This is a genomic window from Caulobacter sp. DWR1-3-2b1 (assembly GCF_049895765.1).
Lineage (GTDB): Bacteria > Pseudomonadota > Alphaproteobacteria > Caulobacterales > Caulobacteraceae > Caulobacter.
This window is the reverse complement of the sequence record NZ_JAFCSZ010000001.1, coordinates 293,176-314,300: the sequence shown is the minus strand read 5'-3', so window position 1 is coordinate 314,300 and position 21,125 is coordinate 293,176. Positions and strand designations below refer to the sequence as shown.

25 protein-coding genes, 1 tRNA gene and 2 pseudogenes are annotated in these 21,125 nt (G+C 66.3%); 15 read left to right on the top strand and 13 right to left on the bottom strand.

Annotation, left to right across the window (positions count from 1 at the left end; genetic code table 11):
• Positions 1-23 precede the first annotated feature (23 nt).
• Together ACP69S_RS01635 and ACP69S_RS01630 are read right to left on the bottom strand one after the other, a co-directional pair.
• Positions 24-854 carry an FAS1-like dehydratase domain-containing protein gene (locus ACP69S_RS01635; RefSeq protein ID WP_425994207.1) on the bottom strand — a complete coding sequence of 277 codons (831 nt, stop codon included), beginning with the start codon at positions 852-854 and terminating at the stop codon, positions 24-26.
• The gene (locus ACP69S_RS01630; protein ID WP_425994306.1) at positions 854-2,035 is read right to left on the bottom strand and encodes an acyl-CoA dehydrogenase family protein; all 1,182 of its coding nucleotides are present in this window, start codon (positions 2,033-2,035) and stop codon (positions 854-856) included. Before ACP69S_RS01630 ends, ACP69S_RS01635 begins: the two co-directional genes overlap by 1 nt.
• Before the next feature lie 307 nt (positions 2,036-2,342).
• Between ACP69S_RS01630 and ACP69S_RS01625 the strand changes: the two genes are divergently transcribed.
• The 4 genes from ACP69S_RS01625 to ACP69S_RS01610 are packed head-to-tail and all read left to right on the top strand — an operon-like array spanning position 2,343 to position 3,867.
• A complete protein-coding gene (locus tag ACP69S_RS01625) occupies positions 2,343-2,627 on the top strand; it encodes a hypothetical protein (protein ID WP_425994205.1) in 285 nt (94 codons plus the stop codon).
• Between the two features lie 33 nt (positions 2,628-2,660).
• Positions 2,661-3,029: a hypothetical protein gene (locus tag ACP69S_RS01620; RefSeq protein WP_425994203.1), complete on the top strand. Its 369-nt coding sequence runs from the start codon at positions 2,661-2,663 to the stop codon at positions 3,027-3,029.
• 44 nt (positions 3,030-3,073) lie between these two features.
• Positions 3,074-3,499 (top strand): hypothetical protein, encoded by a 426-nt coding sequence (locus ACP69S_RS01615; protein ID WP_425994201.1) that lies wholly within the window; start codon positions 3,074-3,076, stop codon positions 3,497-3,499.
• The gene (locus ACP69S_RS01610) at positions 3,496-3,867 is read left to right on the top strand and encodes a response regulator (protein WP_425994199.1); all 372 of its coding nucleotides are present in this window, start codon (positions 3,496-3,498) and stop codon (positions 3,865-3,867) included. Before ACP69S_RS01615 ends, ACP69S_RS01610 begins: the two co-directional genes overlap by 4 nt.
• Here the strand turns inward: ACP69S_RS01610 and ACP69S_RS01605 are convergent.
• The 3 genes from ACP69S_RS01605 to ACP69S_RS01595 all read right to left on the bottom strand — a co-directional run bounded on the left by ACP69S_RS01605 (position 3,864) and on the right by ACP69S_RS01595 (position 6,879).
• On the bottom strand, positions 3,864-5,132 hold the full coding sequence (locus tag ACP69S_RS01605) for an MFS transporter (RefSeq protein WP_425994197.1): 1,269 nt from the start codon (positions 5,130-5,132) through the stop codon (positions 3,864-3,866). The two genes, ACP69S_RS01610 and ACP69S_RS01605, sit on opposite strands and share 4 nt — an antisense overlap.
• 168 nt (positions 5,133-5,300) lie before the next feature.
• Positions 5,301-6,398, bottom strand: coding sequence for a 3-deoxy-7-phosphoheptulonate synthase (locus ACP69S_RS01600; RefSeq protein ID WP_425994195.1), 1,098 nt, complete (start codon positions 6,396-6,398; stop codon positions 5,301-5,303).
• Between the two features lie 292 nt (positions 6,399-6,690).
• Positions 6,691-6,879 (bottom strand): stress-induced protein, encoded by a 189-nt coding sequence (locus ACP69S_RS01595; protein WP_425994193.1) that lies wholly within the window; start codon positions 6,877-6,879, stop codon positions 6,691-6,693.
• Between the two features lie 313 nt (positions 6,880-7,192).
• Between ACP69S_RS01595 and ACP69S_RS01590 the strand changes: the two genes are divergently transcribed.
• Entirely contained in the window at positions 7,193-7,375 is a 183-nt protein-coding gene (locus tag ACP69S_RS01590; protein WP_425994191.1) for a hypothetical protein, read from the top strand.
• Positions 7,376-7,450: 75 nt separating this feature from the next.
• Positions 7,451-7,708: a GlsB/YeaQ/YmgE family stress response membrane protein gene (locus ACP69S_RS01585; protein WP_425994189.1), complete on the top strand. Its 258-nt coding sequence runs from the start codon at positions 7,451-7,453 to the stop codon at positions 7,706-7,708.
• Between the two features lie 346 nt (positions 7,709-8,054).
• On the opposite strand, the gene ACP69S_RS01580 is transcribed toward ACP69S_RS01585, so the two are convergent.
• A tRNA-Lys gene (locus ACP69S_RS01580) sits at positions 8,055-8,130 on the bottom strand.
• Positions 8,131-8,211: 81 nt separating this feature from the next.
• Between ACP69S_RS01580 and ACP69S_RS01575 the strand changes: the two genes are divergently transcribed.
• On the top strand, positions 8,212-8,550 hold the full coding sequence (locus ACP69S_RS01575; RefSeq protein ID WP_425994187.1) for an Hpt domain-containing protein: 339 nt from the start codon (positions 8,212-8,214) through the stop codon (positions 8,548-8,550).
• Here the strand turns inward: ACP69S_RS01575 and ACP69S_RS01570 are convergent.
• The 5 genes and pseudogenes from ACP69S_RS01570 to gcvA form a co-directional block, all read right to left on the bottom strand.
• Positions 8,547-9,088, bottom strand: a pseudogene (locus tag ACP69S_RS01570) (DUF4199 domain-containing protein). The gene ACP69S_RS01575 and the pseudogene ACP69S_RS01570 overlap by 4 nt on opposite strands.
• A gap of 120 nt (positions 9,089-9,208) precedes the next feature.
• A pseudogene (locus ACP69S_RS01565) lies at positions 9,209-9,385 on the bottom strand (response regulator transcription factor); the annotation flags it as partial.
• Between the two features lie 66 nt (positions 9,386-9,451).
• Entirely contained in the window at positions 9,452-9,622 is a 171-nt protein-coding gene (locus ACP69S_RS01560) for a hypothetical protein (RefSeq protein WP_425994185.1), read from the bottom strand.
• 53 nt (positions 9,623-9,675) lie between these two features.
• The gene (locus tag ACP69S_RS01555; RefSeq protein WP_425994183.1) at positions 9,676-10,005 is read right to left on the bottom strand and encodes a chorismate mutase; all 330 of its coding nucleotides are present in this window, start codon (positions 10,003-10,005) and stop codon (positions 9,676-9,678) included.
• Positions 10,006-10,011: 6 nt separating this feature from the next.
• Complete coding sequence (gene gcvA, locus ACP69S_RS01550) at positions 10,012-10,968, bottom strand: transcriptional regulator GcvA (RefSeq protein ID WP_425994181.1); 957 nt, start codon at positions 10,966-10,968, stop codon at positions 10,012-10,014.
• Positions 10,969-11,200: 232 nt separating this feature from the next.
• Between gcvA and cobA the strand changes: the two genes are divergently transcribed.
• The 6 genes from cobA (at position 11,201) to ACP69S_RS01520 (ending at position 16,561) form a co-directional block, all read left to right on the top strand.
• Positions 11,201-12,046 carry a uroporphyrinogen-III C-methyltransferase gene (cobA, locus tag ACP69S_RS01545; protein WP_425994179.1) on the top strand — a complete coding sequence of 282 codons (846 nt, stop codon included), beginning with the start codon at positions 11,201-11,203 and terminating at the stop codon, positions 12,044-12,046.
• Entirely contained in the window at positions 12,043-12,405 is a 363-nt protein-coding gene (locus tag ACP69S_RS01540; RefSeq protein ID WP_425994177.1) for a DUF2849 domain-containing protein, read from the top strand. The genes cobA and ACP69S_RS01540 overlap by 4 nt, the downstream gene beginning before the upstream one ends.
• Positions 12,406-12,408: 3 nt before the next feature.
• Positions 12,409-14,067, top strand: coding sequence for a nitrite/sulfite reductase (locus ACP69S_RS01535; protein WP_425994176.1), 1,659 nt, complete (start codon positions 12,409-12,411; stop codon positions 14,065-14,067).
• Positions 14,051-14,575 carry a DUF934 domain-containing protein gene (locus tag ACP69S_RS01530; protein ID WP_425994174.1) on the top strand — a complete coding sequence of 175 codons (525 nt, stop codon included), beginning with the start codon at positions 14,051-14,053 and terminating at the stop codon, positions 14,573-14,575. The genes ACP69S_RS01535 and ACP69S_RS01530 overlap by 17 nt, the downstream gene beginning before the upstream one ends.
• Positions 14,575-15,330 (top strand): phosphoadenylyl-sulfate reductase, encoded by a 756-nt coding sequence (locus ACP69S_RS01525; protein ID WP_425994172.1) that lies wholly within the window; start codon positions 14,575-14,577, stop codon positions 15,328-15,330. Before ACP69S_RS01530 ends, ACP69S_RS01525 begins: the two co-directional genes overlap by 1 nt.
• Before the next feature lie 139 nt (positions 15,331-15,469).
• The gene (locus ACP69S_RS01520) at positions 15,470-16,561 is read left to right on the top strand and encodes a branched-chain amino acid aminotransferase (protein ID WP_425994170.1); all 1,092 of its coding nucleotides are present in this window, start codon (positions 15,470-15,472) and stop codon (positions 16,559-16,561) included.
• On the opposite strand, the gene ACP69S_RS01515 is transcribed toward ACP69S_RS01520, so the two are convergent.
• Complete coding sequence (locus ACP69S_RS01515) at positions 16,558-17,085, bottom strand: GNAT family N-acetyltransferase (RefSeq protein ID WP_425994168.1); 528 nt, start codon at positions 17,083-17,085, stop codon at positions 16,558-16,560. The genes ACP69S_RS01520 and ACP69S_RS01515 overlap by 4 nt on opposite strands.
• Positions 17,086-17,154: 69 nt before the next feature.
• Between ACP69S_RS01515 and ACP69S_RS01510 the strand changes: the two genes are divergently transcribed.
• Both ACP69S_RS01510 and ACP69S_RS01505 read left to right on the top strand, forming a co-directional pair.
• A complete protein-coding gene (locus ACP69S_RS01510) occupies positions 17,155-17,541 on the top strand; it encodes a DUF4440 domain-containing protein (RefSeq protein ID WP_425994166.1) in 387 nt (128 codons plus the stop codon).
• A gap of 113 nt (positions 17,542-17,654) precedes the next feature.
• On the top strand, positions 17,655-19,484 hold the full coding sequence (locus ACP69S_RS01505; RefSeq protein WP_425994164.1) for a DUF885 domain-containing protein: 1,830 nt from the start codon (positions 17,655-17,657) through the stop codon (positions 19,482-19,484).
• A gap of 28 nt (positions 19,485-19,512) precedes the next feature.
• Here ACP69S_RS01505 and ACP69S_RS01500 read toward each other — a convergent pair whose 3' ends face one another.
• A complete protein-coding gene (locus ACP69S_RS01500) occupies positions 19,513-21,120 on the bottom strand; it encodes an EAL domain-containing protein (protein ID WP_425994162.1) in 1,608 nt (535 codons plus the stop codon).
• Between the last annotated feature and the right edge of the window lie 5 nt (positions 21,121-21,125).

Sequence of the window (21,125 nt, the reverse complement as noted above, 5' to 3'; positions counted from 1 at the left end):
AGCCTTCGCCGGGGAGAGCGGATTTATTGGGACTGTGAAGGTGCGAACTCCACCCGGGCCGTCATCGCCAGATACCCCTCGACCGACCGCGCCCAGAGTTCCACCCCGTCATCCACCAGCTTGCCGCAAGCCTCGAACGGCGCACCGTCGAACAGCGGGCGCACGGCGCGGAACGAGAAGCTTGTGACCAAGCGACCCGGCGGCATGGCCTCCAGCAGGTTCAGCGCAATCAGCGGGCCATGCACCACCAGTCCGGGGTAGCCCTCGACCTCCATTGCATAGGCGCGGTCGTAATGGATGCGGTGCGCGTTGAACGTCGCCGCCGAGAACCGCATCAGCAGGGTTACGTCGGGCGTGATCGCCACGCGCCAGTCAGCGTCATCCGGCGCGGCGACGGGGGAAGGCGCGGCCTCTCCGGGCGCGGGAGGCTGGCGATATACGATGGTCTGGGTCTCGGCCCGGCACAGCGCGCCACCTTGCGAGATCCGTCGCTCGACCTCGACGAAGGTCAACGGCCCGCTCTTGCCGGCCTTTTCCGAAATCGAGGCGATACGCTCGATCCACTCTGTTTCGAGGCCGGCCAACAGCGGGGCCTCGAACCGCATCTCGGCCGCCGCAAACATCCGCCTCGGCGCCTCGATGGGCGGCATGAACCCGCCGCGCAGGGGGTGGCCGTCGGGGCCGATCTCCGACTGCCGAGGGGTCTCGACGGCGCAGGCCCAGTGCCAGGCTGGAGGGACCTCTAAGGGCGTCGCCGACCGGTCCAGCACGGCGGCCAGACGCGCCAGGTCGCCCGGCGCCAGCACTTCGACTCTGCGGCGCTCCCGACCGATCCAGTCCTCCATCCGGGCCATCAGTACGACCTCGGCAGGCCCAGGACGTGCTCGGCGACATAGGCCAGGATCATGTTGGTGGAGATCGGCGCCACCTGGTAGAGCCGCGTCTCGCGGAACTTGCGTTCGACGTCGTATTCCTCGGCGAAGCCAAATCCGCCGTGGGTCTGCAGGCACATGTCGGCGGCGACCCAGCTGGCCTCCGAGGCGAGAAGTTTGGCGATATTGGCGTGCTCGCCGCAGGGCAGGCCCGCCTCATAGCGGGCGGCGGCGTCATAGACCGTTAGGCGGGCGGCGTGGGCCTGGGCGTAGGCGCGGGCGATGGGGAACTGGACGCCCTGGTTCTGGCCGATGGGGCGGTTGAAGACCCGGCGCTCGTTGGCGTAGTCGCGGGCCTTGCCGATCAGCCAGGCGCTGTCGCCCAGGCACTCGGCGGCGATCAGGATGCGCTCGGCGTTCATGCCGTCGAGGATATATTTGAAGCCCTTGCCCTCCTCGCCAATCAGGCTGTCGGCGGGGATCACCAGATTGTCGAAGAAGACCTCGGTCGTGGCGTGGTTCAGCATAGTGGCGATGGGCTTGATCGTCAGGCCACGCCCCTTGGCTTCCCGCATGTCGACCAGGAACACCGACAGGCCTTCGCTCTTCTTTTTCACCTGATCTTTGGGCGTGGTGCGGGCCAGCAGCACCATCAGGTCGGAATGCTCGGCGCGGCTGGTCCACACCTTCTGGCCGTTGACGACATAGGTCTCGCCATCGCGCCGGGCGAAGGTGCTGATCGAGGTGGTGTCAGTTCCAGCCGTCGGCTCGGTGACCCCGAACGCCTGCAGCCGGATCGAGCCGTCGGCCACGGCGGGCAGCCATTTGGCCTTCTGCTCGGTCGAGCCGTGCCGCAGCACCGTGCCCATCGTGTACATCTGGGCGTGCAGGGCCGCAGCGTTGCCGCCGCTGGCGTGGACCTCTTCCAGGATGGCCGCCGCCGCCGTCAGGCCAAGCCCGCTGCCGCCATATTCCTCGGGGATCAGCACGCCCAGTAACCCAGCCCTGGTCATCGCCTGGACGAAGTCGGTGGGATAGGCCTTCTCGCGGTCGAGACCTCGCCAGTAGGTGGGCGGAAAGTCGCGGCAGAGCGCGCGCACCGTGTCGCGCAGGGCTTCCAGAAGCTGAGGGTCGGTCGCTGTCGCAGCGGGAATGGAGCTCATCCTGAGGCCTTGGGCGAATCCATCGCGGATCGGATCGAACGCGCGTTTCGAGCCAAGCTTAGCGGCATTGTGCCAGACCGCGAGAGCCTTGAGATCGGACAGCGGCCGCGCGGCCTTTTCATCCTCGTTCAGAGGGTGTCGTCGCATCTGACCCTTGGAGCCCAGCCCTTGCCGTGCCAGCCTTGGCGTCGGGGAAGGGGCATGTGAATGACTGCAGGCGACGGGACCGTCGAACGGTTCTCCATTTCGCGATTTGCGCGGCTGGGCGCGCGACCTGAAGCTTCTCTCGCCGGGGCTCCAGGCGACCATGGCCGCCACCCTGATGCTGGCCGGGTTGACGCCCTTGGCCGTCGTGCTGGCTCTTTATCTACCGGTGCTGGAGACGCGTCTGCAGCACGGCGTGCTCAAGGAGCACGAGCAACTGGCCATAGAGGTCGGAGCGGTGCTGAACCGCAACCTGTTCGAGCGGAACGGCGACGTGCAGGCCTTTGCGCTCAATCCATCGACGCGAGACCCGACGGCCTGGCGCAGGCCCGGCGCGGGACCGCTGGTCGAGGCGATGAACGGCTATGTCCGCCTCTACGGCATGTAACGGCTGACCCTGCTGGTCTCGCCTCAAGGCGAGGTGCTGGCGGCCAACAGCATCGATGCGGACGGCCATCGGCTGGACACTGCCCCGTTCTATGCCCGCTCGGTCGCCAGAGAGGCCTGGTTTGTTCAGCTGCCCTATTGGGCCGCGGACGCCCGGTCCGTGGTGGAGGTGTCGCCGGCTCAGAAGACCGCCCTGGTGGGCCAGCTTTATCGTGACCAGGGCCATGTCGTGCCGTTCTCGGCGCCGGTCTATGGGGAAGACGGCCGGATCGCGTTGATCGACCATGTCCTGGGCGATGGAGCCGACCTTGGAAAAGTCGAAGAAATTCAGCCAGACCGCGACGCCAGCGCCTTCAGCCCTCCAGCCAGCGATTTCAGGTTGTCGATGCGGACGGAACCCTGATCCACGATTCCCCGCCGACTGCGCCCTTTCGCGTCGAGCCCCAGGTGCTGGATCTGCTGGCGGGACGGGCGCCCGGTGCGGCGGCTGTGTCGGGGATCTGGAATGGCGAGGTCGTGGCCGCCGCGCCGACGCCGACGAAGTTCGGCGTGCATCTATGTCCCAAGGCGGCCCTGGCCCTCTCCACCGCACTTTTCGAGCTGGCCACCAACGCGGCCAAGTACGGCGCGCTCGGCGTCGAGGGCGGACGCATCGACTTGAACTGGACCGTCGCGGGCGATCGTTTCATTCTGGACTGGCGCGAAGGCGGCGGGCCGCCCGTCGTGGTCCCGCAAAGAAAGGGTTTCGGCTTCCGCCTGAGCCAGCACGGCCTGGCGGCGGAACTTGGTGGCAGGGCGACAACCGAGTATCCCGTCGCGGGTTTGAGGTTCAGGTTTGAAGCGTCGCTTTCGGCGTTGCGAGGATCCGCATGAAGTCCGATCTCAGGGTATTCGTGGTCGAGGACGAGATGATGGTGGCCCTGTTGGCCGAGGCCGTCCTGATCGATCTTGGCCATATGCCCGTGGGTCCGGCCCTGCGGCTGGACGACGCCCTGATCATGGCCCGCGACGAGGAGATCGACGTGGCCATGCTGGACGTCAATCTGGGCGAGGCCAAGTCGTTCCCCATCGCCGACCTGCTGCGCGGTCGCGGCATCCCGTTCTTCTTCGCCACGGGATACGGCGTCGATGGGCTGAGCGCGGCCTATCGTGACGAGCTGGTGGTCGACAAGCCGTACTTCATGGCCGACATCAACCGCGCCCTGACCACCGTCATGGCCAGGTCCGAGCCTTCCAGCTAGGGCGTCGGGTTCTCCGGTTCCTGCGTCCAGACCGGATAGCGCGGAAGGGTGATCATCAGAATGCCGGCGCCGACGCAGCCCGCCGCGCCCACGGCCAGGAACAGCGTATAGGCGCCAAAGGCGTCATAGACGACGCCCGCCATCAGCGGCCCTATTCCCGATGCGGCAGCCATCAACGCGGCCATCACGCTATAGATCTTGCCAAAGTTGCGCATGCCGCCGTAGCGCGCGGTCAGGAAACCCGTGATCTGGGTCTTGGTGCCCGCCGCATAGCCGTTGACCAGCATGGCGATGACGATGAGCGTCGGTGAGCCGATCCCCGTCATAAGCAGCAGGAAGGCCAGACCGGCGGCGGCGAGTGTGACTCCGCCGATCCAGTTGGGCCGAAAGCGATCGAGAAGATAGCCGGTCACCAGCTTGCCGACGATGCCCGCCACGCCGCTCAGGCTGAGCAGCCAGGCGGCCTTGGCGCGTGGGATACCCGCGTCGGACAGGATCGCGAACAGATGGATCATCAGGCCCATGGTCAGGGCCATCACCACGAAGTTCGAGACGCCCAGCCGCCACAGGGCGGAGTCTCGCAAGGCCTGGGCGGTGGTGAGGCCTGGCAGTTTGGCGGCGTCGCCCGGCGAGGTCGTGGATGCCCCCGCCTGGCTCGCCTTGGCCTTCCGATCGTGCGCGTCGAACAGGAAGAACAGGCAAAGCAGGAAGGTGAGGCCGCCCCAGCCGATTCCCAGCCACACGAACGCGGCCCGCCAACCGAACGACGTGATCAGCCAGTTGGCCAGCGGCCCCACGACGATCTGCGCTACCGCCGTGCCCGACAGGGTCAGCCCCAGGGCAAGGCCGCGCGATTGCTGAAAGACGCCCAGCACCGCCGCCGTCCACGAGGTCGATTTTATGCTGACGGCGACCAGGCCGAAGATCACCCACAGGGCGATCCACTGGTTCTGCGAGCCGTTGGCCAGGCTGAACAGGGTGATCGCGCCGATGGTGAGAAGGATGCCCGGCAGCACGACCTTGCGTGAGCCATACCGGTCGATGAGCGCGCCGAAGAATGGCCCGATGACCGCCGTCAGCGTGTTGGCGATGGAGGGACCCGACGAGAGCAGGGTCCGGCTCCAGCCGAACTCTTTGGTCAGGGGCTCGAAGAACAGGCCGGTGGCGGAAATCATGATCGAAAAGAAGGAGAAGCCGACCGATGCCGCCAGCACCAGGGTCCAGTTGGCTTTCCATTCCGACGCAGCCGACGTCTTCTGGTCCATGGTGTTCCCCGTCGCGCCCTGGCGCCAGAACTTATCGGGACGGGCCGGCGCTCTAACAAGCTCATGGCCGGCTCTATCCGCCTCGGCGACGGGTTCTCTGGCGATGACAGCTTCAGCCACGTTTCCACATCGCCGCCGGAGGCGGGCGCTCAGGGGTTGAGGAGGCCTCTAGCGCTCTATAGCCCGGCGTCCGGCGCGCACCGCCGCCGCCAGATCGTCGAGCAGGCGCACCGAACTCTCCCAGTCGATACAGGCGTCGGTGACGGACTGGCCATAGGTCAGGGGATGGCCTGAAACGATGTCTTGGCGGCCGGCGACGAGATTACTCTCGATCATCACCCCCATGACCGGCGAGCGGCCGGTCGCCACTTGGGCGCAGAGATCGGCGATCACGTCGGGCTGATTTTCATGGTTCTTGCCGCTGTTGGCGTGGCTGGCGTCGACCATCACCCGCGGCGGCAGACCGGCGGCGGTCAGGGCGTGCGCCACGGCCGCAACGTTGGCGGCGTCGTAATTGGGCGCCTTGCCGCCGCGCAGCACGACATGGGAGTCGGCGTTGCCCGTGGTGGTGGCGATGGCGGCGCGGCCCTCCTTGGTCACGGCCAGGAAATGGTGCGGCTGGGCGGCGGCCAGCACCGCATCGACCGCGACCTTGACGTCGCCATTGGTGCCGTTCTTGAAGCCAACAGGGCACGAAAGACCCGACGCCATCTCGCGGTGGATCTGGCTTTCGGTGGTGCGCGCCCCGATCGCGCCCCAGGCCACCAGGTCGGCGATATATTGCGGGGTGGTGACGTCCAGGAATTCACAGGCCGCCGGCAGGCCTTGGGCGCAGACATCCAGCAACACGCGCCGCGCCAGCCTCAGGCCGTCATTGATCCGGAAGCCGCCGTCCATATCGGGGTCGTTGATCAAACCCTTCCAGCCCACCGTCGTGCGCGGCTTTTCGAAATAGACCCGCATGATCACCTCAAGCTCGCCCGCGTGGCGCTCGCGCTCGGCGGTCAGACGGCGGGCGTAGTCGAGGGCGGCCTTGGGATCGTGGATGGAGCACGGTCCGATCACCACCACCAGTCGATCCTCGCGGCCGTTGAGGATCTCGTGCACGGCGCGACGGGCATTGCCGACCACTTCGGCCATCAATGACGTAGCCGGCGCCTCGCCGATCACCTGGGCGGGCGGACTAAGGGTCTGCAGCTGTCGAATACGCAGGTCGTCGGTGGGGACGGGAAGCGAGGCGAGCCGGGCGGCGGTCGATGAAGGCATGGCGCTATTCCTGGAAAGGTCGGGAGGTCGGCGGCCATGAAAAAAGCCGCCCGGGAAACCCCTGGCGGCTGGTGAAGAACATTCGGCGGCTCTGAACTCAGGCCGAGCGGTCCCCTCCCGGCGCCAGAGGCGTCGGATAGCCAAAATACCAAAACAGCTGTTGGCTGGCGGCGAAGATCATGGCGCTAGCCTAGAGCCAAGTTCGCCGCCTGTCACGCCCGTTTGCGGAGGTTGCAGCCTCTTGTGGTCCGCCATCGGCCTTGGCTTTGAGATGGACAGGTCGGCGGAGACTTCAGGGATCTGCTGGCTTGCGCAGCCCGCCGGTCTTGCCGGCGGCGGCCGCCAGGTCTCGATCCTTGGAGAAGGCTCGCTTCTCTGCCGGCACCGAGGCTCCGCCCTTGGCTGAAACCTCCCGTCGTCGGTCTGCGGACATGCTGGCAAACCCACGCTTGGCTTTTGGTGGCGGGGACTCTGGGGACATGGCTTGCTCCTTTGCAGAGCCTATCGCGGGACCAGACGAAACGTTCCCCTGCGGACAACTCTAGCCAGGACGCCTACACCTCCCAGAACCAGAACCAGAACCAGAGCCGTCCGCCGCCAGCCGAGCGTCGATAAGCAGCCCCCGTGCGGCGGCGACTGTCACCATCATGACGGGGGCCTGATCCTCTGCTGACCGCTCCAGCCATGCGTCATTCGATATCGTGGGGTGTTTCAGGCCCCGCCCCGATCATGCCGAGCTAACCGAAAGCGCTCGCTAAAAGGCCGTGGACCGAGCGGCCAAAGGTCGCGCCACCATGATCGACCTCGCTTTAAATGGGCTTTGCGGCGAAATGGCGGGATCAACTTTGGAGCACCAAATGGATTCCACCGTCATGCTCGGCGCGCTGATCGGCTCGGCGCTCTTCATTGCTCTTGGCCGCGCTCCGGCGGAGCGGCTCATTGCCGAGTTGCAACGTAGCGCTAAACGGCGTCGCTAGGGAACGAACCGGGGCGAGAAGACCTTACTCTTTCAGCCGCGTCGCCGAGGGGCGATGCTGAATTTGGAGAGCAAGATGTCAATTCTAGCTTGGATTGTTCTAGGTCTCGTCGCCGGCTTCATCGCCAGCAAATTGGTCAATCGCAATGGCGGCGGTCTGGTTCTGGACCTGGTCCTGGGCATCGTCGGCGCGGTCGTCGGCGGCTTCGTCTTCAACCAGTTCGGAAGCTCGGGCGTTTCGGGTTTCAACCTCTACAGCCTGCTGGTGGCCACGATCGGCGCCGTCATCGTGCTGGCCATTTATCACATGCTGACCGGTCGTCGCGCAGTCTAGTCCTGCACACTGTTGATTAGCGTAAGGCCCTGGTTCGCTAGGGCCTTTTTTTGTCCCTTTGGCCTGGCGATCACAGCCGCGTCCTGATGTGACCATCTGTCTGGAAACAGGGTGACCCAGACCCTGCCATGCCCCAACAGGCTCTGCGCCATCCGGATGCGAGGCGCCACTGGGGCAGCGTCCAAAGCGGCGGCGCATTTCCAGAATGAAGCTTCATGCGCGCTGTGGCGGATAGTGTCGTAAGATCGGCGGTATCGCGAGCCGCGAAGTTTGCCGTTCTGTTCGTATGGCGCAGATCGAGGCCACAGGGTGTGGATGTTTAAGTTTTGGATTTCTATACGAAAAATGGTGGGCGCAGTAGGATTCGAACCTACGACCCGCTGATTAAGAGTCAGCTGCTCTACCAACTGAGCTATGCGCCCGCCCGGTCCGAAGCGCTTGACTGCCCCGGCGGCGAGGCGCGGAACATACGCAAAGATTCCTGGAACGCAAGGGACTATTTTTTGGCCAGACGAGACATCAGCGGCGCCGTCGATTTCGCCTATCTGGAAGGGTTCGCCGCGGGCGATTCCGGGGTCGTCGACGAGGTGCTGGCCCTGTTCCGCGAGCAGGCGGCGATGTGGACCCCCATGCTCGATCCAGCCCATGACGGCAGGCGCGACGCGGTCCACACCGTCAAGGGCGCGGCGCGGGGTGTAGGAGCGTTTTCCCTCGGGGACGTGTGCGAACTTTGTGAGGCTGGGGAGGCGAGCCTGGAGGACGTAAAGACGGCGCTCGACACGGCGCTCATGGACATAGCGGCCTATGCCCATGAGCAGATGCTGAAGTCGTTGAAGGGCTAGGACTGCAGCGGGCGCGACCGCGCCGGCAGGAACCTGGGATTTCGGAGAAGTGCTGCGCTGACCAGTGTCACCAGCAGGCCGACCGGGAAGATCTCGGCGAAGGTCATCGGCATGCGCAGCAGGGGATTGCGGTACATCTCGACCATGCCTTGCATCTCCTTGACCAGCTTGTCATAGGCGGCGCCGGTGACGCCCGCCGCGCGCTTGGCCTCTAGGGTCGTGGCGACGTAGCGTTCCATGAACGTGTAGTTTGTCAGCGCCAGATAGAGCTCCCAGACCAGCACATAGGCGAGGCCGGCGATCAGGGCGATGCCAGGCCCACCTGGACGGCTCGCCAGAAGCCGATCACGCCGCCCAGGGTCTGGTCGCGGTACTGCTTGATCCCCACCAGGATCGCCGACAGCGCCACCAGCATGATCAGGTAGCCCAGCCACACGTTCGAGTGCGGCGCATCGCCGTTCCACACGATCGTGCCGATAATGCCAGCGATGGTCACAAGGCCGGCGAGGAGTCCGTAGGTCAGGATGATGCGGAGCATTGCGTCAGGTCTTTCGCGTTGTGGAGAACAGACCCTGACCGTGCGGATGCGGCGGGAGCGGCGCCATCACCCAAAAGGGTGAAATCGACCGTCTCACCCCCGCGGCGCGCCGTCCAAGTCTCATGGAATCAGCTGGAGGTCGCGAGCCTTGTGGATCGCCTGGGTCCGACGCTGAACGTCCAGCTTGCCGAACAGGTTGGCCAGATGGGTCTTCACGGTGTTGGGCGACAGGCCCAGGGTGCGCGCGATCTCCTTGGTGGATTGCCCCTCGGCCAGCCGTTCAAGGACCCGCACTTCCTGACCGGTTAGGCCAAGGGATTTAAGCGCAGCGGTGTTGCGCGCAAAGGCCTGCGGCGCATGGCGCTAGGCCAGTTTCCAGCCGAACCAGACGCCGCCGACCGCGAAGGCCGCGCCGATGATCGCTACGTAGATCTCTGCCGAGAAGGCTCGCACCAGATACTGGTATTCAAGCCACTGAAGCGCGAAGGCGCCGGCGGTCAGAAGCAGCGCCCACGGGATGATGGTGCGGATCATGGGCGGATGGTGCGCGATCCGCGCCCAGCGTCAACGGTGACGGTTGAGTGGCCTCAGCCCTTGGTCCTGTCCCAACTGTCGTATTCATAGGCGATGCAGCGGTCGATCAGGGTGCGCCAGACCGGCTCGGCGATGGCTTCCGACAGGCCGGCCTCGCGGGCGGCGGCCTTGACTTTGGTCACGACATCCTCGATCCGCGCGCGGTCGAAGACCTTGGAGCGGTCGGCCTTGATGCGAGCGGCGGCGGTCATGTAGCCCTGACGCTCGGTCAGCAGGGCCACCAAGGCGCGGTCCAAGGCGTCGACCCCCTGACGCACGTCGAGCATGGTCTGGCAGTCGCCGGGAACCAGCCGTTCGCCGACCTCGATATTCGTCTTGACCATGTAGCCCTAGATACCCGCGCCGTTGTCCATCGTGAGGAGGGCCGCCTCGTGCGCGGCAGCCTCGTCCTTTAGCCAGGTGACGAAGGCCTTTACCTGAGGCAGTCGTCCCTTGGCCTTGGGATGGACGACGTAATAGGCAAAGTCGACGGCCGTGGCCATCTCGAAGGGGATCACCAGGCGACCGGCGTCCAGATCGGCCTGGGCCAGGGTGCGCTTGGCCAGGGCGACGCCCCGGCCGTTGGCGGCGGCCTCGATCACCATGCTCGACTGGTTGAAGCGCGGGCCGCGCGAGCCGTCGATGGTGCGCAAGCCGCGCGCCGCCAGCCACATGGCCCAATCGGGGCAGCTGTCATCGGCATCGGGCGAGCCGTCGTGCAGCAGGATGTGGTGCGAGAGGTCCTGGGGCGCGCTCAGTGGGCTCTCGGCCAGCAAGGCGGGGCTGACGACCGGCACGACGGTCTCGCTGAGCAGGCGGATGACCTCCAGGCCCGGATAGCGGCCCGAGCCGTAGCGAATCGCCAAATCGACCTCGCCGGCCGCGAAATCGACGACCTCCATGCCGGCCGACAGCCAGACATCGACCTGGGGCTGGGCCTTCTCGAACTTGCCGAGACGCGGCACCAGCCACTTGGCGGCGAAGGACGGTGCGGCGGTCAGGGTCAGGCGGCGGCCGTCGACGGCGGCGGTGAGCAAGGACGCGGCCTCGGCCAGACGGTCGAAGGCTTCGCGCAGGGCGGGCAGGGCGGTCTGGGCCGCGTCGGTCAGCAGCAAGCCCTTGGGCGTGCGCTTGAACAGGGCCGCGCCTACATAGTCTTCCAGGTTCTGAATCTGCTGGCTGACGGCGCCGGGCGTCACCGACAGCTCGTCAGCGGCGCGGCTGAAGTTCAGATGGCGCGCGGCGGCCTCGAACGCCCGCAGGGCGTTTAGCGGCGGCAACCTGCGGCGCTCGTTCTGTCTTTCCATGAGTTTTACTGAACGCCCCGGCAGAAGTCCTTGTTTGCGAATTGGACCGCCCACGACCAGTTTGCAAGGGCTAGCCGGTGGAATGGCCCTTTTCGCCGGCTTGCGCGCGCGGGGCCGTTCCTTGGGACGGCCCCGTCTTTCCTTCAAGTGAGAGGGGGCGGTCTTTCGGGAGGGCCCCATCCTGCGTTTCACGGTTTTATCCCGACCGCGTTGATAGAGGTTCTGATACCACATGTCTCGGCCCCCGGCCCGTCATCGCAAGTCCAGCCTCGTCGTTCTCGGCGGGGGCGAGACCGCGCGCGCGCCTGGCGTCGTGCATCTGGTGGGGGCAGGGCCGGGCGATCCGGACCTGCTGACCATCCGCGCCTTCAATGCGATCCGCGCCGCCGACGTGATCGTCCATGACGGCTTGGTGTCCGACGAGATCCTGGATCTCGCTCTCACGAAGACTCGCCGGATCAATGTCGCCAAGCGCAAGTCGCGCCATACCCTGCCGCAGGACGACATCAACCAGCTGCTGGTCGCCTTGGCGCTGGAAGGTCTGACCGTCGTGCGCCTGAAGGGCGGCGATCCGTTCCTGTTCGGACGCGGCGGAGAAGAGCTGGCCGCCTGCCGCGAGGCCGGCGTCGTTTGCCATGTGGTCCCCGGGATCACCGCCGCCCTGGCCGCCTCGGCCGGCGCCGGCGCGCCCCTGACCCATCGCGGTAGCGCGCAGGCCGTCACTTTCGTCACTGGCCACGCCGCTCACGGCGACCCTGATCTGGACTGGGCCTCGCTGGCTCGTCCGAATCAGACTGTGATAGTCTATATGGGCGTCTCGACCGCCGGCCTGATCGCCGAGCGCCTGACCGCCGCCGGTCGCGCGCCTTCGACCCCGGCCCTGATCGTCGAGAACGCCAGCCGCGTCGACGAGCGTCGCATCCTCACTACCCTGGCCGGTCTGGCCATCGCCGCCGAGGGCTTGAAAGGCCCCGCGCTGCTGATGGTCGGCGAGGCCATGGCGATGGCCGATGTCGCTCTCGCGACCTCGGACCTGACCGTTTCCAATCCCCTGTTCGAGCGGAGCTCGCGCTCATGAAAGCCATCACCGCCAACCGCCTGCTCGACGGCGAGGTCGTGTTCTGGAAGTCCGGCCAGTGGGTCGAGGCCTTCGGCGACGCCCAGCTGTTCGACAATGACGACGCGGCCGTCGAGGCCGTCGTCGCCACCGGCAAGGGCCAGCCCACCGTGGTGGTCGACGTCTATCCGATCGACCTGACGCAATCGGAAGGCTTGTGGGCCCCGATCAGCTATCGCGAGCGTATCCGGGCGCTTGGCCCCACCAACGAACCCACCCACGGCAAGCAGGCTGACGGCGGCGAATCCATCGACGCTTTGCGCCATGCGGCTGGCGCGGCCCGCTCGACCGGCCGTGTCGATCTGATCCGCAGGAAGTAAGCGATGTACCAGTACGACATCATCGACCGCGAGTTCCTGACCGACCGCTCCAACGAATTTCGCGGCCAGGTCCAGCGCCGCCTGGCCGGCGAAATGACCGAGGACCAGTTCAAGCCGCTGCGGCTGATGAACGGCCTTTATCTGCAACTGCACGCCTACATGCTGCGGGTCGCCGTTCCCTATGGCTCGCTGAACGCCGCCCAGGTGCGCCGCCTGGCCTGGATCGCCCGCACCTATGACAAGGGCTACGGGCACATGACCACGCGTCAGAACATCCAGTTCAACTGGGTGAAGCTGAAGGACGCGCCGGACATCCTCGACGCCCTGGCCCAGGTCGACCTGCACGCCATCCAGACCAGCGGCAACTGCATTCGCAACACCACCTCCGACCCCTATGCCGGCGCCATTGCCGACGAGATCGACGACCCACGCGTGTGGTCCGAAGTGATCCGCCAGTGGTCGACCCTGCACCCGGAATTCAGCTACCTGCCGCGCAAGTTCAAGATCGCCATCACCGGCTCGGTGGTCGATCGTACGGCGGCCAAGGTGCACGATATCGGCCTGATGCTGCGTCGCGCGCGCGACGGTTCGCTGGGCTTTGAGGTGATCGTCGGCGGCGGCCAGGGGCGCACCCCCTATGTCGGCCCGACCATCAAGGAGCATCTGCCCGTCGGCCGCCTGCTTAGCTATCTCGAAGCCGTCCTGCGCGTCTACAACCGCCACGGCCGCCGCGACAACATCTACAAGGCCCGCATCAAGATCCTGGTCGCCGCCCTGGGCGCCGAAGAGTTTGGCCGTCAGGTGGAAGAAGAGTGGGCCAAGATCGACGGCGCCCGCGCCGACCTGCCCGACCACGAACTGGCCCGCATCCGCGGCGCTTTCGCCCAGACCCCGTTCGAGACCCTGCCGGCCGTGTCGGACGCCTTCGAGGCGGCCCGCCTCGCCAGCCCGGCCCTGCAACGCTTTGCCCGCAACAACATCAAGCCGCACAAGAAGCCCGGCTACGCCATCGTCGAGATCTCGCTGAAGGCCCAGGGCCAGACGCCGGGCGACGCCACGGCCGAGCAGCTGGAGCTGATCGCCGATCTCGCCGAAAAGTACGGCCTGAACGATGTGCGGGTCACCCACGCCCAGAACATGGTGCTGCCGCATGTGAAGCTGGATGATGTTCCGGCCGTGCACGCGGCCCTGGCCTCGGCCGGTCTCGCCACCGCCAATATCGATCTGGCCAGCGACATCATCGCCTGCCCGGGTCTGGACTATTGCGCCTTGGCCAATGCCCGCGCCATCGGGGTCGCCCAGAACATCGCCGCCAAGTTCGCCGATGAGGACCACGCCGAGAAGGTCGGCGAGCTGAAGATCAAGATCAGCGGCTGCATCAACGCCTGCGGTCACCACCATGTGGCCCACATCGGCATCCTGGGCGTCGATAAGAAGGGCGAGGAATTCTACCAGCTCTCGCTCGGCGGCTCGGGCGCGGAAGACGCCAGCATCGGCAAGATCCTGGGTCCCGCGCTGCCCGCCCACCGCGTCGCCGGCGCTATCGACACCCTGGTCGAGGCCTATCTGGGCATTCGCACGGGCGAGGAGCGCTTCCTCGACACCTATCGCCGCGTCGGCCTCGAGCCCTTCAAGGAGGCTGTCTATGCCCAGGCTGATTAAGCTCGATAACGGCGCCGCCGCCTTCGCCGACGACAGCTTCGTCAATCTGGCAGACGAGGACGCGATCCCCGAGACGGGCGACGTGATCCTGTCCCTGACCCGCTTCCAGGCTGAGGGCGACGCCCTGCTGTCCTCGAACAGCCGCCGCGTCGGCGTGCGCATCGAGCCCAACGAGGAAATCGAGGCCCTGGCCTATGATCTGCCGCGCATCCCCGTGGTGGCCCTGGCCTTCCCGAAATACCGCGACGGCCGCGCCTATACCTCGGCCCGTCTTCTGCGCGAGCGGTTTAATTACGAGGGCGAAGTGCGAGCGGTCGGCGACGTGCTGCAGGAGCAGGCCGGCTTCATGGTCCGCTGCGGTTTCGACGCCTTCGAGCCGCTGGACGATGTCACGCCGGAGGTCTGGAACAAGGCCGCCAACCGCTTCCGCCACGTCTATCAACGCGCCGCCGACGACCGCCCGGTGGCGTTCGAGGAAAGACCAGTTCTTCAAAGGGGGAATGGGTGATGGCCTACGACCAGACCGATGCTACGCCCCTGTCTGGTACGATGGGCCTGGCAGCTCGGCTGGACGCCGAGCTGCGCGACGCCCATCCGCTGACCATCGTGCGCAAGGCCTTCGAGACCTTTGGCGACAAGCTGGCCCTGGTTTCGTCCTTCGGGGCGGAGTCGGCCGTGCTGCTGCACCTGGCCTCGCGGGTGTCGCCCAAGATCAGCGTGCTGTTCCTCGACACCGGCATGCTGTTTGGCCAGACCCTGGACTACCGCAAGCAATTGGCCGCCCAGCTGGGCCTGACCGACGTGCGTGACCTGCGCCCGGCCTTTGCCGATCTGGCCATCAACGACCCCAAATCGGACCTGTGGCGCACCGATATCGACGGTTGCTGCCACATCCGCAAGGTGTTGCCGCTGGACCGCGCCTTGGGCGGTTTCGACGGCTGGATCACCGGCCGCAAGCGCTTCCACGGCGGCGACCGCCTGCGTTTGGCGGTGGTCGAGGAGGCCGACGGCAAGATCAAGTTCAACCCACTGGCCAACTGGTCCAAGGCCGAGCTTGACGCCTATATCGCCGAATACGACCTGCCGGCCCATCCGCTGGTGGCCCAGGGCTTCCCGTCGGTCGGCTGCTGGCCCTGCACCAAGCCCGCCGAAGCCGGCGATGACGTCCGCGCCGGTCGTTGGGCCGGTCAGGACAAGACCGAATGCGGCATCCATGTCGCCCGCGCGCCAGGCTTGGCGTCGAACGTCGGCGGCGATATCTAGCCCCGAGGGCTTGCGAACCTGAGGGAGGATGCGGTCTTTGCGTCCGTGGCCCTTGACGCGAAGCATCAGCCATATCCATTCCACCGTTGTGGCGTGCTCGCGCCGCGACCGATCTTCTCGAGCGAGAGCCAAGCGCCACATGACCTCAGCCGCCACCTCTTCGTTCGCGCACGTTACGCATCCCAAGCCGACCTCCGCCGAGCAGCGCGCCGCGCTTCTGGCCGATCCGGGCTTTGGCCGGGTGTTCACCGACCACATGGTCACCATCCGCTATTCCCAGGCCGCCGGCTGGCATGACGCCAAGGTCGAGCCGCGCGGTCCCATCCCGATGGATCCGGCCTCCTCGGTGCTGCACTACGCCCAGGAAATCTTCGAGGGCATGAAGGCCTATCGCACGGCGGACGGCGGCACGGCCCTGTTCCGGCCCGAGGAAAACGCCCGCCGCTTCCAGGACTCGGCCCGCCGCATGGCCATGGCCGAGCTGCCTGAGGCCCTGTTCGTCGAAGCCGTCGAAAAGCTGATCGACATCGACCGCGAGTGGATCCCGGAAGGCGAGGGCAGCCTCTATCTGCGGCCCTTCATGTTCGCCACCGAGGTGTTCCTGGGCGTCAAGCCGGCGAGCGAATACCTGTTCGTGGTTCTGGCCTCGCCGGTCGGGGCCTATTTCAAGAACAAGGCCTCAGCGATCTCGGTCTGGGTCTCGGAGACCTATACCCGCGCGGCCATGGGCGGCACGGGCGCGGCCAAGTGCGGCGGCAACTACGCCGCCAGCCTGCTGGCCCAGTCCGAGGCCATCGCCCACGGCTGCGACCAGGTGGTGTTCCTCGACGCGGTCGAGCGCCGCTGGGTCGAGGAACTGGGCGGCATGAACGTCTTCTTCCGGATGGACGACGGCGGCCTGATCACCCCGCCGCTGGGCGGCACCATCCTGCCCGGCATCACCCGCAACTCGATCATCACCCTGGCCCGCGACCAGGGTATAGAAGTGCGCGAGGAGCCCTATTCGCTGGATCAGTGGCGCGCCGACGCCGCCAGCGGCCGGCTGCGCGAGGTCTTCGCCTGCGGCACCGCCGCGGTGCTGACGGGTATCGGCACAGTGCGCACCACCTCTGGCGATTTCACCATCGGCAACGGCGCCGAGGGCGAGACGACCGAGCAGCTGCGCAACGCCCTGATCGGCATCCAGCGTGGGCGCACGGCCGACCCTTACGGCTGGGTTCACCCGGTCTAGGGTGTTCGCTCCAGCAGCATGATCGGCGCGTCTTTGTAGGATGTGTGGGTCACGACCTTGAAGCCGGTCTTGCGGGCCAGGGCCAGGGACGCGGCGTTGCCTGGATCGATGATGCAGGGCACGCGTGGCGGGGCCAGGGTCTGGTCAATCCAGGCTAGGCCCGCCGTCACTGCCTCAGTTCCAAAGCCCTGGCCGTGCGACCAGGCCGCGAGCACCCAGCCCATCTCCGGCTGGCCGAAGAAGCTGGGCTCGATCTCGCGGTGGAAGTCGGCAAAGCCGACCTCGCCGACATACCGGCCCGTCGCCGTCTCGCGCACCGCCCAATAGCCATAGCCCAGCAGCGGCCACAGGCCGCGCGAGCGCAGCAGCCGCGCCCAGCTCTCCTCCGGCGTCGAGGGGCGACCGCCGACGAACTGGGTGACGATGGGGTCCGACCACATGGCGACGCTGTCTTCGAAGTCGGACACCTCCGAGGCTTTCAGGGTCAGACGTTCAGTGACGATCACGGGCGGGTACGACGACATGGCGACTCTGTTTGCGGCGCGGTGAGCCGACACGCTACACCGCCGAAGCCGTTTTGCGAGACCTAGCCCATGACCACGCCTCAAGACGCCATCGCCGCCCGCCGCAAGCTGACCAACAAGCTGATCGCCGGGAAGACCGCCGCGCGGCTGACGCCGTTCTTCGACCCGCAGGTCCGGCTGATCGCCGGCGACGGCTCGCTGCTGATGGGCGCGGCCGAGGTGATCGCCGCCTTTGACGGCCAGTTCCGCGATCCGAACTTCATCGCCTATGTCCGCACCGGCCAGAGCGTCGAGCTCGACAGCGCCGGCCTGCGCGCCGCCGAGCAGGGACGCTGGGTCGGCTCCTGGAAGGGCGCGGCGGACCAGTCGGGGACCTATCTGGCCGTCTGGAAAAAGGTCATCGGCCAGTGGGTGATCGAGAGCGAGCTCTATGTGACCCTGGATCGCGGCGACTGACTTTTTCGACGTCAGCGGCTTGGCCAGACCGCGCATTAACAGAAATTAATTTACGGGCATCGGGCTCTGGGCCTACGCATTCGCCCAACAAAACGTTCTTTAGGGGTCTCGCCTTGCAAAATCGTCGTCAGATGCTGTTCTCGACCGTCGCCGCCGGCTTCGCCGCTTCGGCACCGTCGCTCGCCTTCGCCCAGGCCGCCGCGCCCGCCAATGGCGAAGTGGCCAAGATGAACGCCCTGTTCGACGACGCGATGGCCAAGCTGATGCGCCAGGCGCCGGAGCTGACCACCAGCCTGGGCCTGGACAAGGGCGACCTGGCCTGGACCAAGGGCATGCTCAGCGACCGCTCGTTCGAGGCGATCGCCGCCGGCGCCGCCCAGACCCGCGAACAGCTGAAGGCCCTGCGCGCCATCGACCGCAAGTCGATGTCAGGCATGGACGCCGTCAATTACGACACCGTCGAGTTCACCCTGGCGGTGCAGGACGAAGGCAGCAAGTTCACCTATGCCGGCGGCGGTTCGGGCGCACCCTATGTGCTGTCGCAGCTGACGGGCAGCTACCAGCAGATGCCAGACTTCCTCGACACCCAACACGCCATCGAAACCAAGGCCGACGCCGACGCTTACCTGCAGCGGATGGAAGGCTTTGCCCGTCTGATGGACCAGGAAACCCTGATCGCCAAGCGCGACTACGCCGACGGCGTTATCCCGCCGGACTTCGTGATCGACAAGGCCCTGATCCAGATGAAGTCCTTCGCCGACACGCCCACGGCCGAGGCGCCGTTGATCAAGTCGATCGTGCGGCGCACCACGGAAAAGAAGATCGAAGGCGACTGGGCCGGCGAGGCGACCAAGGTCTATCTCAACTCGGTCCTGCCCGCCCTGAAGCGCCAGATCGCCCTGCTGGAAAGCGTGCGGCCCAAGGCCACCCATGACGCCGGCGTATGGCGCCTGAAGAACGGCGGCGACTACTACGCCACTTCGCTGAAGAACTACACGACCTCAACCCTGACCCCCGACGAGATCCATCAGCTGGGTCTGGACATGGTCAAGTCGATCGAGGCCCAGGCCGACAAGATCTTCAAGATCATGGGCATGTCCAAGGGCACGGTCGGCGAGCGCATGGCCGAGCTGGGCAAGGACATCTACGAGAATACCGACGCGGCCAAGGAACAGCTGATCGCTGACCTGAACGTCAAGGCCAAGTGGATCGAAAAGCAGTTGCCGGCCTATTTCGGTCAACTGCCCAAGGCCCCGCTGGAAATTCGCCGTGTGCCCAAGGCCATCGAGGCCGGCGCGCCGGGCGGTTACTACAATTCGCCTTCGCTCGACGGCAAGCGCCCGGGGATCTACTGGATCAACCTGCGCGACACCAAGGAACAGGCCAAATACACCCTCACCACCCTGACGGTGCATGAAGGCGTTCCCGGCCACCACCTGCAGCTGACCCTCTCGAACGAGGCGCAGGGCCTGCCGCTGATCCGCAAGGTGATCGGTTTCTCCGGCTATGCCGAGGGCTGGGCGCTCTATTCGGAAGAGCTGGCCGTCGAGATGGGCATCTACAAAACCGATCCGCGCGGCCACATCGGCATGCTGCACGACGCACTGTTCCGCGCCGTGCGCCTGGTCGTCGACAGCGGCATGCACCACAAGAAGTGGAGCCGCGAACAGGCCGTCAAGTACATGGCCGAGACCATGGGCGACGAGGAAAGCGGCGCGATCACCGAGATCGAGCGCTACTGCGTGTGGCCGGGCCAGGCCTGCAGCTACATGATCGGCAAGATCGTCTGGCTGCGTGCGCGCGAGAAGGCCAGGAAGGCGCTTGGCAAGAAGTTCGACATCCGCCAGTTCCACGACGCGGGCCTGCTGTCGGGCATGACCCCGCTGACCGTGCTGGAAACCGTGGTCGACAACTACATCGCGACCAAGAAGGCCGGCAAGTAACCTACAGGACGAGCAGGAGAGTTGGGGCCTAGCCCCAGCTCTCCGACGCCCCGGCGCGGCGCGCCGCGGGCTTGACCGGGCTGGCGGGCTTGAGGGCCGGTTGCGGCTGGTCCGCCGGACGGCCAAACAGCCACCCTTGGGCGAAGTCGACGCCGGCGGCGCGCACCACGTCCTCGACCTCGACGGTCTCGACCATTTCGGCGACCGTGCGGATCTTCAGGTCGCGGCACATCTCGACCAGGCGTCGCACCATGACGCCGTCGCGACCGTTGCCGGCCAGTTCCCGGACATAGCGGCCGTCGATCTTGACGATGTCGAGGTCGAGTTCCTGCAGATAGGCGAACGAGGCGGCCCCCGCGCCAAAGTCGTCCAGGCAGACCAGCGATCCAAGGCTCCGCAGCGCCTGGATGTGGCGATTGGCGCGCGGCAGGTCGTCGACCGCGGCGCTCTCGGTGATCTCGAAGATCAGGCGACCCTTGGCTTGGTCGAACCTGGCCAGAATGCGAGAGACGTTGTCGACGAAGCTCTCGTTGACGATGGTCCGGCCCGAGACATTGACCGCCAGCTTCAGTTCGCCAGACCGATCCTGCACCAGGCGCTTGACGGCCTGCTCGACGATGGCGTGATCGAGTTCCTCGATCAGATCGAACTCCTCGGCCATGCGGATCAGGGCGAACGGGCTGACGCCGTCCTCGAAACGCACCAGCGCCTCGTGGTGGTGCGCCAGGCCGGTCGCCAGATTGACGACGGGCTGAAAGGCCAGATTGAACCGGCGCTGGGTTACGGCGACACCGAGGGCGCCTGCGCGGGCCAGGGTGCGCTTGACCGAGCGGTTCATCGCCTCGGACAGGTTCATCGGCGGCGCGTCTTTCAGGCCTTCGCGCAGAAAGTCGTCCATGGCGTAGCGCAGCGCGCGCATGGCGCGGGCCGAAGCGGTTCCGACCTCCAGCGACACGACATGGGCGGTGGTTTCCAACGCCAGCATATGGCTGAGGCGTCGGGTCAGGGCCTCGGTGTTGTCGTCCTTGGCGCGCAAAATGGCAAAGCGGTCGCTCGACAGTCGCGTGGCCGCCGCGCCGCCGTGGGACTCGGCGCGCACCGCGCCAGCCACCTGAGAGTCAAGCATCTCGGCTTCGGCGGAGGGCAGGGCGCCGCGTCGGTCGCCGAGGCCGGCGAATTCGATCATGGCCAGTTCCAGCTCGAGGCCGGTGACCCGCGCCGCCTCAAACAGGCCCTTGGCGATGTCTTCGAATGAGTTGCGCGGGTGCAGGCCCTCGGGGCCGACGGCCGGGATTGGCGCCTGGCTGGAGGTCAGGGCGCAGGATATGCGACCCTCGTTCTCCGGCAGGGCGCGCATCATCACGCTGACATGGCGTTCCACAGGTCCGGCCAGGCGAACCACCACCGGCCCCCGCCGGGCGCCGTCGTCGGCGCAGGACAGGAGGGCGTCCATCAGGTTCTGATCGGCGGCCCAGAACAGGTCTCGCCAGACCTTGCCGGTCAGGGCTGCTTCGCCCTGGCCGACAATGCGCTGGGCAGCGCCCAGGGCCATGTCGATCTTGCCGTCACGAATCTCGACAAGGAGGTCGGCGCTGGCGAACGCCAGGCCAAGAAGGCGACGCGGATCAATCGACAAGGCGG

What these genes read in the sequence shown, in the direction of transcription:
- gcvA (WP_425994181.1), bottom strand. Translation starts at nt 10,968, where the DNA reads ATGGAAAGACAGAACGAGCGCCGCAGGTTGCCGCCGCTAAACGCCCTG.
- ACP69S_RS01525 (WP_425994172.1), top strand. Translation starts at nt 14,575, where the DNA reads ATGGCCTACGACCAGACCGATGCTACGCCCCTGTCTGGTACGATGGGC.
- ACP69S_RS01635 (WP_425994207.1), bottom strand. Translation starts at nt 854, where the DNA reads ATGGCCCGGATGGAGGACTGGATCGGTCGGGAGCGCCGCAGAGTCGAA.
- ACP69S_RS01610 (WP_425994199.1), top strand. Translation starts at nt 3,496, where the DNA reads ATGAAGTCCGATCTCAGGGTATTCGTGGTCGAGGACGAGATGATGGTG.
- ACP69S_RS01590 (WP_425994191.1), top strand. Translation starts at nt 7,193, where the DNA reads ATGATCGACCTCGCTTTAAATGGGCTTTGCGGCGAAATGGCGGGATCA.
- ACP69S_RS01515 (WP_425994168.1), bottom strand. Translation starts at nt 17,085, where the DNA reads ATGTCGTCGTACCCGCCCGTGATCGTCACTGAACGTCTGACCCTGAAA.
- cobA (WP_425994179.1), top strand. Translation starts at nt 11,201, where the DNA reads ATGTCTCGGCCCCCGGCCCGTCATCGCAAGTCCAGCCTCGTCGTTCTC.
- ACP69S_RS01605 (WP_425994197.1), bottom strand. Translation starts at nt 5,132, where the DNA reads ATGGACCAGAAGACGTCGGCTGCGTCGGAATGGAAAGCCAACTGGACC.
- ACP69S_RS01535 (WP_425994176.1), top strand. Translation starts at nt 12,409, where the DNA reads ATGTACCAGTACGACATCATCGACCGCGAGTTCCTGACCGACCGCTCC.
- ACP69S_RS01595 (WP_425994193.1), bottom strand. Translation starts at nt 6,879, where the DNA reads ATGTCCCCAGAGTCCCCGCCACCAAAAGCCAAGCGTGGGTTTGCCAGC.
- ACP69S_RS01540 (WP_425994177.1), top strand. Translation starts at nt 12,043, where the DNA reads ATGAAAGCCATCACCGCCAACCGCCTGCTCGACGGCGAGGTCGTGTTC.
- ACP69S_RS01600 (WP_425994195.1), bottom strand. Translation starts at nt 6,398, where the DNA reads ATGCCTTCATCGACCGCCGCCCGGCTCGCCTCGCTTCCCGTCCCCACC.
- ACP69S_RS01555 (WP_425994183.1), bottom strand. Translation starts at nt 10,005, where the DNA reads ATGGTCAAGACGAATATCGAGGTCGGCGAACGGCTGGTTCCCGGCGAC.
- ACP69S_RS01585 (WP_425994189.1), top strand. Translation starts at nt 7,451, where the DNA reads ATGTCAATTCTAGCTTGGATTGTTCTAGGTCTCGTCGCCGGCTTCATC.
- ACP69S_RS01510 (WP_425994166.1), top strand. Translation starts at nt 17,155, where the DNA reads ATGACCACGCCTCAAGACGCCATCGCCGCCCGCCGCAAGCTGACCAAC.
- ACP69S_RS01560 (WP_425994185.1), bottom strand. Translation starts at nt 9,622, where the DNA reads ATGATCCGCACCATCATCCCGTGGGCGCTGCTTCTGACCGCCGGCGCC.
- ACP69S_RS01520 (WP_425994170.1), top strand. Translation starts at nt 15,470, where the DNA reads ATGACCTCAGCCGCCACCTCTTCGTTCGCGCACGTTACGCATCCCAAG.
- ACP69S_RS01625 (WP_425994205.1), top strand. Translation starts at nt 2,343, where the DNA reads ATGGCCGCCACCCTGATGCTGGCCGGGTTGACGCCCTTGGCCGTCGTG.
- ACP69S_RS01530 (WP_425994174.1), top strand. Translation starts at nt 14,051, where the DNA reads ATGCCCAGGCTGATTAAGCTCGATAACGGCGCCGCCGCCTTCGCCGAC.
- ACP69S_RS01630 (WP_425994306.1), bottom strand. Translation starts at nt 2,035, where the DNA reads ATGAGCTCCATTCCCGCTGCGACAGCGACCGACCCTCAGCTTCTGGAA.